The organism is Jatrophihabitans telluris (genome assembly GCF_023516435.1).
GTDB classification, from domain to species: domain Bacteria; phylum Actinomycetota; class Actinomycetes; order Mycobacteriales; family Jatrophihabitantaceae; genus Jatrophihabitans_A; species Jatrophihabitans_A telluris.
Window position 1 is genome coordinate 104648 of record NZ_CP097332.1, and the last position, 14047, is coordinate 118694.

Genomic DNA, 14047 nt, shown 5'->3' on the forward strand with positions numbered 1-14047 from the left:
GCCGCGGGGCGCCCTCAGCTCGACCAGGCTTGCTCGGCGGGGTCCGGGCACCTGGACATGGCCGGCGCACGATCGTGTGGTCCCTCGGGAACGGCCGCCACTGGCGAGGGCGGTGCACGGCCTCCACCGCCGGTAGGCTGGGGGTCGATGAGTACTGAGTCCGCCGACCCGACGACCGCCCCCGACGACACCGAGCAGCGACCCGGTTTCGCTGACCTGGGGCTCTCAGCGCCGGTCCTGCAAGCCCTGTCCGAGGTCGGCTACGAGTCACCCTCGCCGATCCAGGCCGCGACGATCCCGCCGCTGATGGCCGGGCGGCACGTAGTCGGTCTCGCCCAGACCGGTACCGGCAAGACCGCCGCCTTCGCCCTGCCGATCCTGTCCCGGATCGACACCTCGGCCCGCAAGCCACAGGCGCTCGTGCTGGCGCCGACCCGGGAGCTGGCCCTGCAGGTCGCCGAGGCGATCGGCAAGTACGCCCATCACCTGCCCGAACTGCACGTCCTGCCGATCTACGGCGGCCAGAGCTACGGCATCCAGCTGTCGGGACTGCGCCGGGGCGCACAGGTCATCGTCGGAACGCCAGGGCGGGTCATCGACCACCTGGAGAAGCGAACCCTCGACCTGTCCGAGCTGAAGTTCCTGGTGCTGGACGAGGCCGACGAGATGCTCAACCTCGGTTTCGCCGAGGACGTCGAGCGAATCCTGGCCGACACCCCGGACGACAAGCAGGTGGCGCTGTTCTCGGCGACGATGCCCTCGCAGATCCGCCGGCTGTCCAAGCGCTATCTCACCGACGCCGCCGAGATCACGGTCAAGAACAAGACGGTCACCGCCGCCAACACCCGCCAGCGCTACGTCCAGCTCGCGCACTCGGCCAAGATGGACGCGCTCACCCGCTTCCTGGAGGTCGAGGACTTCGACGCGATGATCATCTTCGCGCGCACCAAATCGGCCACCGAGGACGTGGCCGAGCGGCTGCGTGCGCGCGGCCTGTCCGCCGCAGCCATCAATGGTGACCTCGTCCAAGCCCAGCGCGAACGCACGATCGGCCAGCTCAAGAGTGGCGCGCTGGACATTCTCGTGGCCACCGACGTCGCGGCCCGCGGGCTGGACGTCGAGCGCATCACGCACGTCGTCAACTACGACATCCCCGCCGACGCGGAGTCCTACGTCCACCGCATCGGGCGCACGGGCCGCGCGGGCCGTTCCGGTGACGCGCTGATGTTCGTCACACCGCGCGAGCGACACCTGCTCGCCACCATCGAGCGGGCGACCAGGCAGCCGATCACCGAGATCCCGCTGCCGTCGGTCGAGGACGTCAACGCCCAGCGCGTCGCCAAATTCGGGGACTCGATCACCGCAAGCCTCGGCTCACCCGAGGTCGCCCTGTTCCGCCAGCTGATCACCGACTACGAGCGCGACCACGACGTGCCCGTGATCGAGATCGCCGCGGCGTTGGCGGTCTTGAGCCAGGACGACAAGTCCTTCCTGCTCAAGCCGGATCCCGTGCAGGATCGCCGGCCCCGCGAACGCAGCACCCGCGGACCCGAAGGCGCCGGCTCCGGCGCGCGCGTCGCCGGCCAGCGCAAGCACCGTTCCGAGGACGGTGCGGCACCCGAGCCGCGCGCCGGAATGGCCAAGTACCGGCTCGCGGTCGGACGGCGGCACAAGGTCCAGCCCGGCGCCATCGTCGGCGCGCTGGCCAACGAGGGCGGCCTGAGCCGCCAGGACTTCGGGCACATCGACATCCGGGGTGACCACACCCTGGTCGACCTACCGGCCAACCTGCCGGCCGACACGTATCGCGCGCTGGAGAAGACCCGGGTCTCCGGCCAGCTCATCCACCTGCGCCTGGACGACGGTCCGCCGCCCCGCCGCCGGGACGACAACCCGGTGACCGGCGGCGGCGCACCGCCGTACCGCGACGGTAAACCTTCCTATTCCGACGGTGGCAGGCCGCCGTACCGGCAGGGCGAGAAGCCGAAGAAGCCGCGTCACCGCGGGCAGTGATCGCGATGCCGTCAGCGGAACCGCCCGTTTCAACGGCGTCAGCAACGGAGTCGGCGGCGGCTGCGGCGGCCGCCCGTTCCGCACCGGCCACGCCGTACCTGCAGGTCGACGTCGAGCGCCTGGAGCGCAACATCGCCACCATGCAGGCCTTCTGCCACGCGCGGGGCATCGCGCTCAGACCGCACGTCAAGACGCACAAGTGCCTGCCGATCGCCCGGCGGCAGCTCGAGGCCGGCGCGATCGGGCTCACCGTCGCGACGCTGGGGGAGGCGCACGCCTTCGCCGAACTGGGCCAGGTCTCGATCCTGGTCGGGTATCCGGTGTTCCTCGACGCGGGCGCGGCGGCGCGGATCCGCGACCTGTCCGACCGCGTCGACCTCATTCTCGGCGTCGATTCCCTCGACGGAATCAGGGCGATCGCAAAGGCCGTGCCCGGGGCGCGGGTCCGGGTGGAGGTCGATTGTGGCCTGGCTCGTACCGGTGTCGAACCTGCGGCGGCGGGGGCGCTGGGCCTTGCCGCCGTAGACCATGGGCTCGAGGTCGACGGCGTCTTCACCTTTCCCGGTCAGGGCTACGGTCCCGGCAACGCCGAGAGCGCCGCGGCGGCCGAGGCGGACGCGCTCGCCCGGGCGGCGGCGGCGTTCGCGGCCGCCGGGCTGGACTGCCCGGTACGCAGCGGCGGGTCCACGCCGACCGCGCGCCACGTCCGTGCGGGAACGGTCACCGAACTGCGACCCGGGGTGTACGCCCTCAACGATGCCCAGCAACGCGCGATGGGAGTAGCGGAGGACGACCTTGCCCTGTCGGTACAGGCCAGCGTGATCTCGACGGCGGTCGCGGGCCAGTTCGTCATCGATGCGGGTTCGAAGGTCCTGGCCGCTGACCGTCCCGGTTACGTCGATGGCCACGGCTGGCTGCCCGATCATCCCGGCGCCGTGTTCACCCGGATCTGGGAACATCACGGTGTCGTCGACACCAGCGGCCTCGATCCACGACAGTGGCCCGCCGTCGGCGACCGGATACGCGTCGTGCCCAACCACGCCTGCACCGCGGTCAATCTCGTCGACGAACTCGTGGCCCGTCATCCGTCCGGGACGCTGGAACGCTGGCCGGTCACCGCGCGCGGCCGTAACAGCTGAGCCGAGTGCGATCGGGGGTCGGCCGCGGTCGCAGGCGGTACGGCCTCATATCGGCCTGATATCAGCCCGTCCCCCGGATCAGCCCCGGATCGGCCTCAGGTCAGCGTGGCTCGAGGACCACAACCGGGATCTGCCGATTCGTCTTGGACTCGTACTCGGCGAATCCGGGGTAGCGGAGCTTCTGCTCCTCCCAGATCCGGGTGCGCTCCTCGTCCCCGGCGACTCTCGCGCGGACGGGCTTGGTCTCGCTACCGATCTCGACGCTGGTGTCCGGATGGGCGAGCAGGTTGTGGAACCAGGCCGGGTTCTCCGGAGCGCCGCCCTTGGAGGCGAACACCGCGTAACCACCCTCGACGGCCTGGTACATCACCGGGTGCACCCGCTCGGTCCCGGACTTGGCTCCGAAGCTGTGCAGCAACAGCAACGGCGCGCCTTCGAACTGACCGCCCACCTTGCCGTCGTGGGCACGAAATTCGTCGATGATCTGAGCGTTCCAGTCCGCCATCGTGCGTCCTCGTCTCTCGTCCTCGGCTCGCTCGCGAGGGTTCGGCGCCGGGTACCGGCCTGCGTCTCGACGCTACCGGTACGGTCTGGGCTGTGGTAGCGATTCGTTTGGAACCAATGGGCGAACAGCATCTGGACGGCGTGCGAAGCCTCGTCCTCGATCCGAGCACCCGGCGCTTCACCCGCATCCCCGAGCCGCCGCCGGACGGGTTCGAGCGGACCTGGCTGGCCCGCTACCAACAGGGCCGGCTCGACGGCAGCCGGGAGTGCTTCGCCATCTTGGACGAGGCCTCCGGCGAGTTCTACGGCCTCGTCATGGCCCCGACGCTGGACGCCGAGGAGTCCACGGCCGAACTCGGCTACGCCGTGCTGTCCACAGCCCGCGGCCGGGGCATCGCGTCCGCCGCCCTGGCCGAACTGTCCCGCTGGACCTTCGCCCGCGGCATCCACCGGATCGAGTTGCTGATCAGCGCGGAGAATCCAGCGTCCAAGGCGGTCGCCCTGCGGTGCGGTTACCGCTACGAAGGCACGCATCGGTCGATGCACGTCAAGGGCGAGTTCCGCGAGGACACCGAGCGCTGGGCGCGCCTGGCCACCGACACCTGATCGGTGGCCGGTCGGGCAGACTGGGGCCGTGACTCCGGCCAAGCCCACCCGCCGCAGCGCCGGACTGCTGCTGTTCCGTCGCGCGCCCGGATCGACGGGCATCGAGGTGCTGATCGCCCACACCGGCGGACCGTTCTGGGCGAAGAAGGACACGGCGGCCTGGTCGATTCCCAAGGGCGAGTACGAGGCCGACGAACCTGCGCTGGACGCCGCTCGGCGCGAGTTCACCGAGGAGCTCGGGCTGCCGGTGCCCGATGGTGAGTTCATCGACCTCGGTGACGTCACCCAGAAGAACGGCAAGATCGTCACGGCCTGGGCGTTGGAGGCCGACCTCGATCCGGCTGCGGTCGTGCCCGGCACGTTCTCGATGGAGTTGCCGCGAGGCTCCGGTCGCTTCGTCGAGGTCCCCGAGGTGGACCGCGTGGCCTGGTTCACCCCCGAGCAGGCCGGTCCCCGCCTGTTCGCAGGGCAGTCGGAGTTTCTGGACCGGCTGCTCGATCGCGTGAGCGCGGGCCCCGGCGCCTCCTGACCGCTTCACCCGCCCGTACCCGGCGGACTTTCGTGCTGCACGGGCGGAAACCGGCCACACGGCCCTGGGGGTAACGCCCGGTCGGTGAAAGGATGGCGGAACCCGTCCAACTCACCGGAGGTCTGGCCCATGCTCCTGCCGATGTCGCCGACCGACTCGATGTTCCTCACCGTCGAGGCCCGGCAACGTCCGATGCACGTCGGCGGGCTGCACCTGTACCGACCGCCCCCCGACGCCGGGCCCGACTACGTCCATGACCTGTATCGCCAGTGGACGTCGGTCACCGAAGTCGCGCCGCTGTTCCGCAAGCGGCCGGCCCGGTCGCTGATCAGCATGGGCCAGTGGGGCTGGGAAGAGGACCAGCAGTTCGACATCGAGCATCACGTCCGGCACAACGCGCTGCCCAAGCCGGGGCGCATCCTGGAGCTGCTCGCCTTGAGCTCGCGCCTGCACAGCACCCTGCTCGACCGAAACCGGCCGTTGTGGGAAGCGCACCTCATCGAAGGTCTGGCCGATGGCCGGTTCGCGATCTACTTCAAGATCCACCACGCCCTGGTCGACGGGATCTCGGCCGCGCGCCTGGTCGGCCGGGTGCTGTCGCCGAGCCCGGAGGAGCGGAACCAGCCCGCACCCTGGGCGGCTCGCCCGCCGACGCCGCAACCGGTCTCCGAGCCGGAGCTGGCGACCGAGGCCGGAGGCGCCTTCGAGACCGCGACCTCAGCACTGCGGTCGGCGCTGGGGATCGCCGGTGACGCGGCCGGGATCCCGAAGGTTCTGGCCCGGACGGTGAAGCGCGGGTTGCGCGACGAGCCGGCTCCGGTCTCCTTCTCCGCCCCCAAGACGATCTTCAACGTGCCGATCACCGGTTCGCGTCGCATCGCCGCCCAGTCGTGGCCACTGAGCCGCATCAGGCGCGTCGGAAAGTCCGGTGGGGCCACGGTCAACGACGTCGTCCTGGCGATGTGCGCCGGCGCACTGCGGGCCTACCTGACCGAACTCGAGGCGCTGCCGGACACGTCACTGATCGCGATGGTGCCCGTGGCCCTCAACGCGCGAGACCTCAAGCGAGAAGGTGGCAACGCCGTCGGGGCGGTCATGTGCAACCTCGGTACGCACCTGCCCGACGCCGGGCAGCGCCTGGCCGCGGTGGTCCGGTCGATGACCGACGGCAAGGAGGCGCTGTCGAGCATGACTCCGCTGCAGATCCTGGCGATGAGTGCCCTCGGGACGGGACCGCTGCTGTTGCAGGGGATTCCGGGTCTGCAGAACCTGGCCCGGCCACCGTTCAATCTGATCATCTCCAACGTCCCGGGTCCCCGCCGGCCGCTGTACCTCAACGGCGCCCGCCTGGACGGCATGTACCCGCTGTCGATCCCGTTCGACGGCCAGGCCCTCAACATCACGTGCACGAGCTACGCCAGCGAGATGGCGTTCGGGCTGACCGGATGCCGGCGCACCGTGCCTCACCTGCAGCGACTGCTGGGACACCTGGACCGTGCGCTGACCGACCTGGAGCTGGCCGTCCAAGCCGTCGCCTGACCGATCCGGCTCGCCGCGGTCGCCCAGCTGTGGTCGCCCGGCTGCGGTCGCCGCGGTCGCCCGGCCGCGGTCGCCCAGCGGGGGTGGACGCCGCTACAAGGTGACGATGCCCCGCGGTGTTCGAAGGACGGCGGACAGCCGTGCGTCCGGACCGGTTTCGACCTGCAGGATCAGGCCGATCGTCGACAGGGCGCGCCGGATCGGCTCGGGTTCCGGAGTCGTCGCGGTCAGGGCGAGCAGGTCGGCCTGGGCGAGTCCGGTTGCACTCGGATGGACGCTGTCTCGCCAGTCGATGAGGAAGGGCAGCAATCCACCGGCAGTACTGACCGAGTCCGGGGTGAGCCGCCACTGAAGTAGGTCCCCGGACGGGGTCTGACGGGACATCGACGCCACCGCGCCCGGATCGTAACCGCGGGCCCGTGCGTCCACGAGGCACTGGTCCAGATCGGAGGGGCGCACGCACCAGGTGAGCAAGCGCGGCTCGGTCAGCCGCCCGACTCCGAACGGCATGCTCGCCGGCTCGGCGGCGGCGGCGCGGTCCGGGTCAGGGTCGCGGTCGGGGTCGGGGTCGGGGTCAGGGTCGCGGTCGGGGTCAGGGTCGGGGTCGCGCTCCGGGTCCGGGCCGATGATTTCCAGGTAGCGCCCCGGCCCGAGGCCCAGGAGGTAGTTCGCGGTTCCGCGACCGAGGTGACGGCCGCCGGGCACCGGAGCCAGGCCCGTCCGTTCGGCGAACTCGGCGACGCCGTCGATCAAGGACGGCACGCCGTAGACGAGGTGGTCGAGCTCGGGCACCCTCACACGCTAGCGGAGGGTCTCACCGAACAGCCGAGAACGCGTGCTCAGCAGCACTCGGCGGTCTGATCACAGCACTGGTCGGCTTCCTCGGGCGAGCGGAAGGTGGCCGAGTCGGCCAGCACGGTGTAGATCTCCCAGCGCTCACCGCTCGGTGCGCCCTGGACCCAGAACTTGTCCTGCTTGGCGTAGCAACAGGTGGTCCCCCGCTCGTCGAGAGACGCGAGGCCGGCCGTCGCGAGCCTGCTCTGCGCGGCGTCCACCTCTCCGATGTCCGCGACCTCGACGCCGAGGTGGTTGATGGAACCCGCGTCGTCCGCGTTCTGCAGCAGAACCAGCTTCAGCGGCGGGTCGGCCACGGCGAAGTTGGCGTACCCGTCCCTGACCTTGGCCGGGGCGGTGTCGAAAAGCTTGCTGTAGAAGGCAATCGCCTCGTCCAGGTCGGCGACGTTGAGGGCCAGTTGTACTCGGGACATCGTTACTCCTCCGGGTCATGACATCGATGGACGTCTATATACGGGCTCGGCTCAGGTTGCACCCAGACATCGATGTCTGTCAATATCGACCGGTGTCGAAGTCTCTGACGGTCCTGTCCCCGGTCGATACCGTGGCGTGCTGCTCGCCGCTGTCCCGCGAGCCCCTGTCCCAACCGGCGGCCGAACAGATCAGCCTGCTTCTCAAGGCTCTCGCCGACCCGGTGCGGCTGCGCCTGATGTCGCTGGTGGCTTCGCACGAGGGCGGTGAGGCCTGCGTCTGCGATCTCAACGATGCCTTCGACCTGTCCCAGCCGACCATCTCCCATCACCTCAAGGTGCTGCACGAGTCCGGCCTGCTCGAGCGCGACAAGCGCGGAGTCTGGGTGTACTACCGCGCCAGCGCAACGGCCCTGCGCGGCCTGGCCGAGTTGATCGGCACGACCAGCCCGTGACCGTCGCCCTGGCTCGTCGGGCGCTGGCCGAGTTCGTCGGCACGGCCTTCCTCGTCGCCACCGTCGTCGGCTCCGGAATCGCCGCGGTACGGCTGTCCCCGCACGACGTCGGCCTGCAACTGCTGGAGAACAGCCTCGTGACCGGGGCCGCGCTGGTCGCGCTCATCCTGGCGCTGCAGCCGGTGTCGGCGGCGTTCAACCCGGTCGTGAGCATGGTCGAACGCCTGCTCGGCGAGCTCGACAACCTCGCCGCGATCGTCCTCATCGCCTCCCAGGTCGCCGGCGGATGCCTCGGCGCCATCGTGGCGAACCTGATGTTCGGACTACCCGCGGTCACCCTCTCGGCTCACCACCGCACGGGCGCCGGTCTGTGGTTGGCGGAGGTCGTGGCCACCTTCGGCCTGGTGCTGCTCGTCCTGGCCACGCTGCGCGGTGATCGCGCTGACCGGGTGGCCTACGTCGTCGGCGGGTACATCGTGGCCGCTTACTGGTTCACCAGCTCCACCAGCTTCGCCAATCCGGCCGTCACCATCGCGCGAACCCTGTCGGATTCGTTCGCGGGCATCGCACCCCGCTCCGCGCCCATGTTCGTCCTCATGCAGGTCGTGGGCGGATTGCTCGGCCTCGCGGTGATACGAGGGCTGCATCCCGCCACGAAGGATTCCCCGGAACCGTCCGCTCTCGACCAAGGAGCCGTCCATGACTGACCGGCCTTCCGTTCTCTTCGTCTGTGTCCACAACGCCGGACGATCTCAGATGGCCGCGGGGTGGCTGACCCACCTGGCCGGCGACCGGGTCGAGGTCCGCTCCGCGGGCTCGGAACCCGCCGAGACGATCAACCCCGCGGCCGTCGCCGCGATGCGCGAGATCGGAATCGACATCGCCGGAGAGCAGCCCAAACGCCTTCACCCGGACGCGGTCGCGACCTCCGACGTCGTCGTCACGATGGGCTGCGGTGACACCTGCCCCTACTTCCCCGGGGTGCGCTACGAGGATTGGCAGCTCACCGATCCGGCCGGCCAGCCCATCGAGGTGGTCCGGCAGGTGCGTGACGAGATCAAGGCACGGATCGAAGTCCTGGTCGAGCAACTGCTGCCCACACCGAAACAGTGACGGCCCGCGGCCCGGCGTTCAGCTCGTGCGGCAGTCGGTCAGGGTCGTGTCGAGCACCTGTACCCCACCCGAGCCCACCGCCAGCACCGTCTGCCCGCTGCCGGCGATCTCACCGGTGTAGCCCGTGAACGACTGCAGCGTCAGGGCGCTGACTCCGGTCGCGCAGCTGAGCACGCCCCGATTCTGGATCCACAGCCGACCCGCGGCCGCCGACACCGACACGTTGGCGTCGTAACTCGTGTTCTCCGGCGCTCCGACGAGGGCTCGCAGCGAAGCCGGATCGAGCCGAACCAGCCAACCCGCGTTGTCCAGTCGCCGGCCCGCCACCCACAGATCGCCGCCATCGGCCACCGCCACGCTCACGTGGAGCAGCTCGAAGCTGGTGTCGGCGGCGACCTTGGGGTGATCGACCACGGTCCCCCCGCGCCCGTAGTAGGGAGTACGGGTGACGGAGGAGATCGTGGTGCGGACACCTGCGGTCGAAGCCACGATCAAGCGCTGATTGACCTGATCGAGGGCCAGCCAGCGCACCGGATTGACGATCTTGGTCACCGCCTGGGGTCGAGACGAGTTCCCGTCGAGGATGTACAGGCCCGTCTCGGCCCCGATCCACATCCGGTCACCGTCGGGTGCCACCGCATCAATGACCAGCGGAATGACTCGCTCGCTCAGCTTGCTCAGCGAGAGCGGGTCCAGCTCGGTGACCAGCGTGTCGGCGCCGCGGTAACTGAAGACCCACAGCCGGTTGACCTCGGGATCGAGGACCACGTGGTACGCGTTCTGGTCGACGGCCACCGAGGTCAGCAGCTCGGTGGGCCGGGACGGGTCCAGGCGGTAGACCCGGGACGGACCGGTGGCCAGGGTGTACAGCAGCGGCAATTCGCCGGTCACGTCGCTGGGGCGGCCAGGTACGTTCACCGGCCGTATCGGATTCGGCTTGGTCACCGGGACCGTGGGCGCGGGCCCCGGCCGCGCGTGCCCGACCCGATGCCGGTTGGCCACCCCCACGACGGCCACGATCAGCACCAGGACGGCCACGACGGCCGCCGTGCTCAGGCGGCCACGTGGCGCCGGTGGCGCCGGGTAGTCGTCCAGACCTGGAGCGATCACTCAGTCAGCATGCGACGAGACCAAGGCTGTGCGACCGCCGTTGTTCAGATCGTTACCGGCCCTGGCGGGTAACGAACAACGCCGCGAGGCCGATCAGGCCGCGGCGGTTCGAACGAAACCCGAACATCAGGGTGACCTGCTGCCGAGCCGGGCTCAGTAGCATCCCGCGTATGCCGACCGTCGCGCCCGCCGCGCCCGCCGGCACCGTGCGGGGACTCGTCCTGGTCGTCGAGGACGAGTCCAGCATCGCCGACGTGATCAGGCTGAACCTGGTCCAGGCCGGGTACGGCGTGCACATCGAGCGCGACGGGCTGGGCGCGCTGAGCGCGGTGCAGCGGTTGCGGCCGGCCGCGATCGTCCTGGACGTCGGGCTACCCGGGTTGGACGGTGTCGAGGTGTGCCGGCGGCTGCGCGCGTCCGGTGACTGGACACCGGTGCTGTTCGCCACCGCCCGCGACGACGAGGTCGACCGGATCGTCGGGCTGGAACTGGGTGCCGACGACTACATCACCAAACCGTTCTCGCCCCGGGAACTGACCGCGCGGGTGACCAGCGTGCTTCGCCGCACCCACGGCGTCGCCGCCGCTCGTCCGCCGCTCACCATGGGCACGGTCACCGTGGACGAGACCGAACGGCGCGTTTTCGTGGGCGATTCCGAGGTGGAGCTGACCGCGACCGAGTTCGAGTTGCTGGCGTTCCTGATGCGCAGACCCGGTCGCGTCTACAGCCGCGAACAGCTGATCAGCGAGGTCTGGGGCTACTCGGCGATCGCCGGGGTCCGGACCGTCGATGTGCACGTCGCCCAGGTCCGGGCCAAGCTCGCCGACGCCAGTCCGATCCGCACCGTGCGCGGCGTCGGCTACGCGGCCGAGGACCCGTCCCGGTCCGGGCGCGGTCGGCGCGACGGATGATCGATCCTCGGCCACCGGCGTCAACCCGGCGCTTCGCGACCCGCGGCTCGCTCGCGCAGCGCATCTCGTTGCTCGCGGTCGCGGTCGCGGTCATCACTGCCCTACTGGCCGGTCTGCTGGCTATCGGTCTGGTGAGTTCGGCCAACCAGACGTCAGCCCGCAAACGTTTGGCCCGACTGGCCGATCTGGCTCAGACCACCGTCGCCGACACCGGGACCCGAGCCGCGCAACGGCGTGCGCTGCGCGCGCTGCCCGGGGTCAACGTGCAGTGGGCGCTGCTCGATGGCCAGGGTGGCGTACTGGCGGCGTCCGCACCGCTGGCCCGCAAGTCGGTGACGGCCTCGGACATCGGCGGGCTCACATCGTCCGGGTCGCTGTCGCTCACCCGCAGCGTGGCCGGATCCACCGTGCTCGTCGAGGGACGGCGGCTGCCCGCCGGGGGCGCGTTGCTGCTGGCCCAGCGCCGCGCCGACGCGACCCGCGCCGACGACCGGATCATCCGGCGTATCGAGCTCGCGCTGGTCGTAGGGGTGGTCATCGCCATCGCGCTCGGCCTCGTGGTCGCCTACCGGATCGCGCGTCCGCTCAAGCGAACCGCCGCGGCGGCCCACGCACTGGCGCTGGGGCATCGAGACGTGCACGTCGGGACCCAAGGGCCGTCGGAGGTGGCCGAGGTCGGGCACGCGGTCAACACGCTGGCGGTGGCCCTGTCGCACTCGGAGGCCCGGCAGCGGGAGTTCCTGCTGTCGGTCTCGCATGACCTGCGCACGCCGTTGACCGCGATCACCGGCTACGCCGAGTCGCTGGCCGATGGCGTGGTGCCCGCCTCCGAGGCGCCCCACGTGGGGGCGATCATGCTGACCGAGGCACAGCGGCTCAACCGCTTGGTCTCCGATCTGCTCGACCTGGCGCGCCTGGACGCCCAGGAGTTTCGGATCGACCTCGGCCAGGTCGACGTCTGCGAGCTGGCCCGCGCGGCCGGCGCGGTCTGGGCCGACCGCTGCGCGGGGGTCGGCGTCCGGTTCTCGGCGGAGTTGCCGGCCGGGTCGCTGTTCGTCCAGACCGATGCGTCGCGGCTGCGGCAGGTGCTCGACGGGTTGTTCGACAACGCGTTGCGGGTGACCCCGGCCGGCGCCTGGATCGTGTTGGCGGTACGCGCCGAGTCCGCGGGCCCGCTCACGGCCTGGGTCGTGGCGGAGGTACGCGACGGCGGCCCGGGACTGGCGGAGGAGGACCTTCCCGTTGCCTTCGACCGGTCGGTTCTCTACGAGCGGTACCGGGGTCAGCGCCAGGTCGGCACCGGTCTCGGCCTGACGATCGTGCACGGGCTGGTGTCGCGACTCGGCGGAGTCATCGAGGCCGGTCACGCGCCCGAGGGCGGAGCCCGCTTCACCGTGCGGCTACCGGCTCCGCCCTCGTTGCCGGGCCCGGACCGTTGAGGTTGCCCTCGTTGCCGGCCCCGGACCGTTGAGGTTGCCCTCGTTGCCGGCCCCCGACCGTTGAGGTTGCCCTCGTTGCCGGCCCCGGACCGTTGAGGTTGCCCTCGTTGCCGGCCCCGGACCGTTGAGGTTGCCCTCGTTGCCGGCCCCCGAACCGTTGAGGTTGCCCTCGTTGTCAACCCCGGACCGTTGAGGTTGCCCTCGTTGTCAGCCCCGGACCGTTGAGGTCTACCTGGCTGTGTCCAGGATGTGCTTGGCGACGGCCGGAGTGCCGGTACCGCTGACCACGGCCTTGTCGCCTGCCTTGACGTCGGTGATCGCGGCGTCCTTCTTCTTGGCGTGGGTGCGGATTTTGGTGCCTGAATCGACCCCGTACGTGATACTCGTCCCGTCATCGGACTTCACCGTGATCGACGTCGCGCTCACGACACTCACCGTGCCCCGGCTTGCCGTGTGGGTAACGCTGCCGGAGCCGTTCTTGGTCACCCACGTGCCATGTTCAAAGTTGCGCAGACGCTGGAACGCGAGTCGTTTGTGGGATTTGCCGGCCTTGGCACCGGGTGAGGACGAGCCCGCGGCGGCAGCTACCGCAGCTGAGGTTCGCGGCGTGGACGACGGCACGGACGGCGACGACGAGCCGGACGTCGCGAGGGCGGCGGTTCCCGCGCCGAGGACGATGGCGCCGGCGGCTCCGGCAGTTGCGAGGGTCTTCCACATGGTGAGGGTCTCCTGTGCTCTACAGCGGGTGCGCACGAACCGGCCCGTGAGGGCGCCGGTCCGTGAGCGTCGGGGCGTTCCCGTCCTGGATCCACGATCGCCGCCCGGGGTGTGCGGGACGACAAGGAATTGTCAGGATCGTGTTCGGGCCGCTATCGGGGTCAGGCGCCCGTCGCGCCCGATACCGTTGCCGACGTGATCACGCTGCACAACGCCGAGCCCCGCACGATGTCGCTGATCGAGGCCTATCCGATCCTCAAACTGCGCATCGATGTGTTCGTGGTCGAGCAGGATTGCGCCTATCCCGACCTCGACGACAGGGATCTGGAGGAGACAGCGCGTTGGGTTTGGGCAACGGACGACACCCGCCTGGCGGCGTTACCTGAGCAGGGCCACCCCGCGCCGGCCGACCATCCGGTGATCGCCACACTGAGGATCCTGCTCGATCCGGACGGTCGGGCCCGGATCGGCCGGGTCGCCACCGCCGAGTCCGCCCGCTCGAATGGAACAGCCCGCCGGCTGATGGATCATGCCCTGGAACTCATCGGTCCCGGACGCGTGGTCGTTCTCGAAGCCCAGGCCTATCTGCAGGGCTGGTACGAGCGATTCGGTTTTGAGGTCAGCGGAAACCCTTATATCGAGGACGGCATACCCCACGTTCCGATGACGAGGGCCGTCCCGCTCGACTGAACGCGCAACGAGGGCAA

Annotated in this window: 16 protein-coding genes; 11 read left to right on the top strand and 5 right to left on the bottom strand. The window is 70.1% G+C overall.

Annotated features, from left to right (window positions below; all coding sequences use genetic code 11):
* Nucleotides 1-147 precede the first annotated feature (147 nt).
* Both M6D93_RS00460 and M6D93_RS00465 read left to right on the top strand, forming a co-directional pair.
* Nucleotides 148-2013, top strand: a complete 1866-nt coding sequence (locus M6D93_RS00460; RefSeq protein ID WP_249772044.1) for a DEAD/DEAH box helicase — start codon at nt 148-150, stop codon at nt 2011-2013.
* Between the two features lie 5 nt (nt 2014-2018).
* Nucleotides 2019-3152 carry an alanine racemase gene (locus M6D93_RS00465; protein ID WP_249772046.1) on the top strand — a complete coding sequence of 378 codons (1134 nt, stop codon included), beginning with the start codon at nt 2019-2021 and terminating at the stop codon, nt 3150-3152.
* Nucleotides 3153-3252: 100 nt separating this feature from the next.
* On the opposite strand, the gene M6D93_RS00470 is transcribed toward M6D93_RS00465, so the two are convergent.
* Nucleotides 3253-3657, bottom strand: coding sequence for a nitroreductase family deazaflavin-dependent oxidoreductase (locus M6D93_RS00470; protein WP_249772048.1), 405 nt, complete (start codon nt 3655-3657; stop codon nt 3253-3255).
* 116 nt (nt 3658-3773) lie between these two features.
* Between M6D93_RS00470 and M6D93_RS00475 the strand changes: the two genes are divergently transcribed.
* The 3 genes from M6D93_RS00475 to M6D93_RS00485 all read left to right on the top strand — a co-directional run bounded on the left by M6D93_RS00475 (nt 3774) and on the right by M6D93_RS00485 (nt 6330).
* Nucleotides 3774-4262: a GNAT family N-acetyltransferase gene (locus M6D93_RS00475; RefSeq protein ID WP_249772050.1), complete on the top strand. Its 489-nt coding sequence runs from the start codon at nt 3774-3776 to the stop codon at nt 4260-4262.
* 28 nt (nt 4263-4290) lie between these two features.
* A complete protein-coding gene (locus M6D93_RS00480) occupies nt 4291-4791 on the top strand; it encodes an NUDIX hydrolase (protein WP_249772052.1) in 501 nt (166 codons plus the stop codon).
* Nucleotides 4792-4920: 129 nt separating this feature from the next.
* Nucleotides 4921-6330, top strand: coding sequence for a WS/DGAT/MGAT family O-acyltransferase (locus M6D93_RS00485; protein ID WP_347343513.1), 1410 nt, complete (start codon nt 4921-4923; stop codon nt 6328-6330).
* Between the two features lie 93 nt (nt 6331-6423).
* Here the strand turns inward: M6D93_RS00485 and M6D93_RS00490 are convergent, their stop codons facing one another.
* Together M6D93_RS00490 and M6D93_RS00495 are read right to left on the bottom strand one after the other, a co-directional pair.
* On the bottom strand, nt 6424-7122 hold the full coding sequence (locus M6D93_RS00490; RefSeq protein ID WP_249772056.1) for a VOC family protein: 699 nt from the start codon (nt 7120-7122) through the stop codon (nt 6424-6426).
* 47 nt (nt 7123-7169) lie between these two features.
* Nucleotides 7170-7598, bottom strand: coding sequence for an ArsI/CadI family heavy metal resistance metalloenzyme (locus tag M6D93_RS00495; RefSeq protein ID WP_249772058.1), 429 nt, complete (start codon nt 7596-7598; stop codon nt 7170-7172).
* Nucleotides 7599-7690: 92 nt separating this feature from the next.
* Between M6D93_RS00495 and M6D93_RS00500 the strand changes: the two genes are divergently transcribed.
* From M6D93_RS00500 to M6D93_RS00510, 3 genes are read left to right on the top strand one after another with little or no spacing between them, the layout of a single operon-like run.
* Nucleotides 7691-8050, top strand: a complete 360-nt coding sequence (locus tag M6D93_RS00500; RefSeq protein ID WP_249772060.1) for an ArsR/SmtB family transcription factor — start codon at nt 7691-7693, stop codon at nt 8048-8050.
* Nucleotides 8047-8757 (top strand): aquaporin, encoded by a 711-nt coding sequence (locus tag M6D93_RS00505; protein WP_249772062.1) that lies wholly within the window; start codon nt 8047-8049, stop codon nt 8755-8757. Before M6D93_RS00500 ends, M6D93_RS00505 begins: the two co-directional genes overlap by 4 nt.
* The gene (locus tag M6D93_RS00510; protein WP_249772064.1) at nt 8750-9163 is read left to right on the top strand and encodes an arsenate reductase ArsC; all 414 of its coding nucleotides are present in this window, start codon (nt 8750-8752) and stop codon (nt 9161-9163) included. The genes M6D93_RS00505 and M6D93_RS00510 overlap by 8 nt, the downstream gene beginning before the upstream one ends.
* Before the next feature lie 18 nt (nt 9164-9181).
* On the opposite strand, the gene M6D93_RS00515 is transcribed toward M6D93_RS00510, so the two are convergent.
* Nucleotides 9182-10273, bottom strand: a complete 1092-nt coding sequence (locus M6D93_RS00515) for a hypothetical protein (protein ID WP_249772066.1) — start codon at nt 10271-10273, stop codon at nt 9182-9184.
* Between the two features lie 170 nt (nt 10274-10443).
* Between M6D93_RS00515 and M6D93_RS00520 the strand changes: the two genes are divergently transcribed.
* Both M6D93_RS00520 and M6D93_RS00525 read left to right on the top strand, forming a co-directional pair.
* A complete protein-coding gene (locus M6D93_RS00520) occupies nt 10444-11184 on the top strand; it encodes a response regulator transcription factor (protein WP_249772068.1) in 741 nt (246 codons plus the stop codon).
* Nucleotides 11181-12623: a sensor histidine kinase gene (locus M6D93_RS00525; RefSeq protein WP_249772070.1), complete on the top strand. Its 1443-nt coding sequence runs from the start codon at nt 11181-11183 to the stop codon at nt 12621-12623. Before M6D93_RS00520 ends, M6D93_RS00525 begins: the two co-directional genes overlap by 4 nt.
* 228 nt (nt 12624-12851) lie before the next feature.
* Here M6D93_RS00525 and M6D93_RS00530 read toward each other — a convergent pair whose 3' ends face one another.
* Nucleotides 12852-13340: a hypothetical protein gene (locus M6D93_RS00530; protein WP_249772072.1), complete on the bottom strand. Its 489-nt coding sequence runs from the start codon at nt 13338-13340 to the stop codon at nt 12852-12854.
* A gap of 228 nt (nt 13341-13568) precedes the next feature.
* On the opposite strand from M6D93_RS00530, the gene M6D93_RS00535 reads away from it, so the two are divergent.
* Complete coding sequence (locus M6D93_RS00535; RefSeq protein ID WP_430667251.1) at nt 13569-14030, top strand: GNAT family N-acetyltransferase; 462 nt, start codon at nt 13569-13571, stop codon at nt 14028-14030.
* The last annotated feature ends 17 nt before the right edge of the window (nt 14031-14047 follow it).

Excerpts from the sequence above, each read along its gene's own strand:
- M6D93_RS00465 (WP_249772046.1), top strand. The coding sequence starts at position 2,019 with ATGCCGTCAGCGGAACCGCCCGTTTCAACGGCGTCAGCAACGGAGTCG.
- M6D93_RS00460 (WP_249772044.1), top strand. The coding sequence starts at position 148 with ATGAGTACTGAGTCCGCCGACCCGACGACCGCCCCCGACGACACCGAG.
- M6D93_RS00510 (WP_249772064.1), top strand. The coding sequence starts at position 8,750 with ATGACTGACCGGCCTTCCGTTCTCTTCGTCTGTGTCCACAACGCCGGA.
- M6D93_RS00495 (WP_249772058.1), bottom strand. The coding sequence starts at position 7,598 with ATGTCCCGAGTACAACTGGCCCTCAACGTCGCCGACCTGGACGAGGCG.
- M6D93_RS00485 (WP_347343513.1), top strand. The coding sequence starts at position 4,921 with ATGCTCCTGCCGATGTCGCCGACCGACTCGATGTTCCTCACCGTCGAG.
- M6D93_RS00535 (WP_430667251.1), top strand. The coding sequence starts at position 13,569 with ATGTCGCTGATCGAGGCCTATCCGATCCTCAAACTGCGCATCGATGTG.
- M6D93_RS00475 (WP_249772050.1), top strand. The coding sequence starts at position 3,774 with ATGGGCGAACAGCATCTGGACGGCGTGCGAAGCCTCGTCCTCGATCCG.
- M6D93_RS00520 (WP_249772068.1), top strand. The coding sequence starts at position 10,444 with ATGCCGACCGTCGCGCCCGCCGCGCCCGCCGGCACCGTGCGGGGACTC.
- M6D93_RS00530 (WP_249772072.1), bottom strand. The coding sequence starts at position 13,340 with ATGTGGAAGACCCTCGCAACTGCCGGAGCCGCCGGCGCCATCGTCCTC.
- M6D93_RS00470 (WP_249772048.1), bottom strand. The coding sequence starts at position 3,657 with ATGGCGGACTGGAACGCTCAGATCATCGACGAATTTCGTGCCCACGAC.
- M6D93_RS00525 (WP_249772070.1), top strand. The coding sequence starts at position 11,181 with ATGATCGATCCTCGGCCACCGGCGTCAACCCGGCGCTTCGCGACCCGC.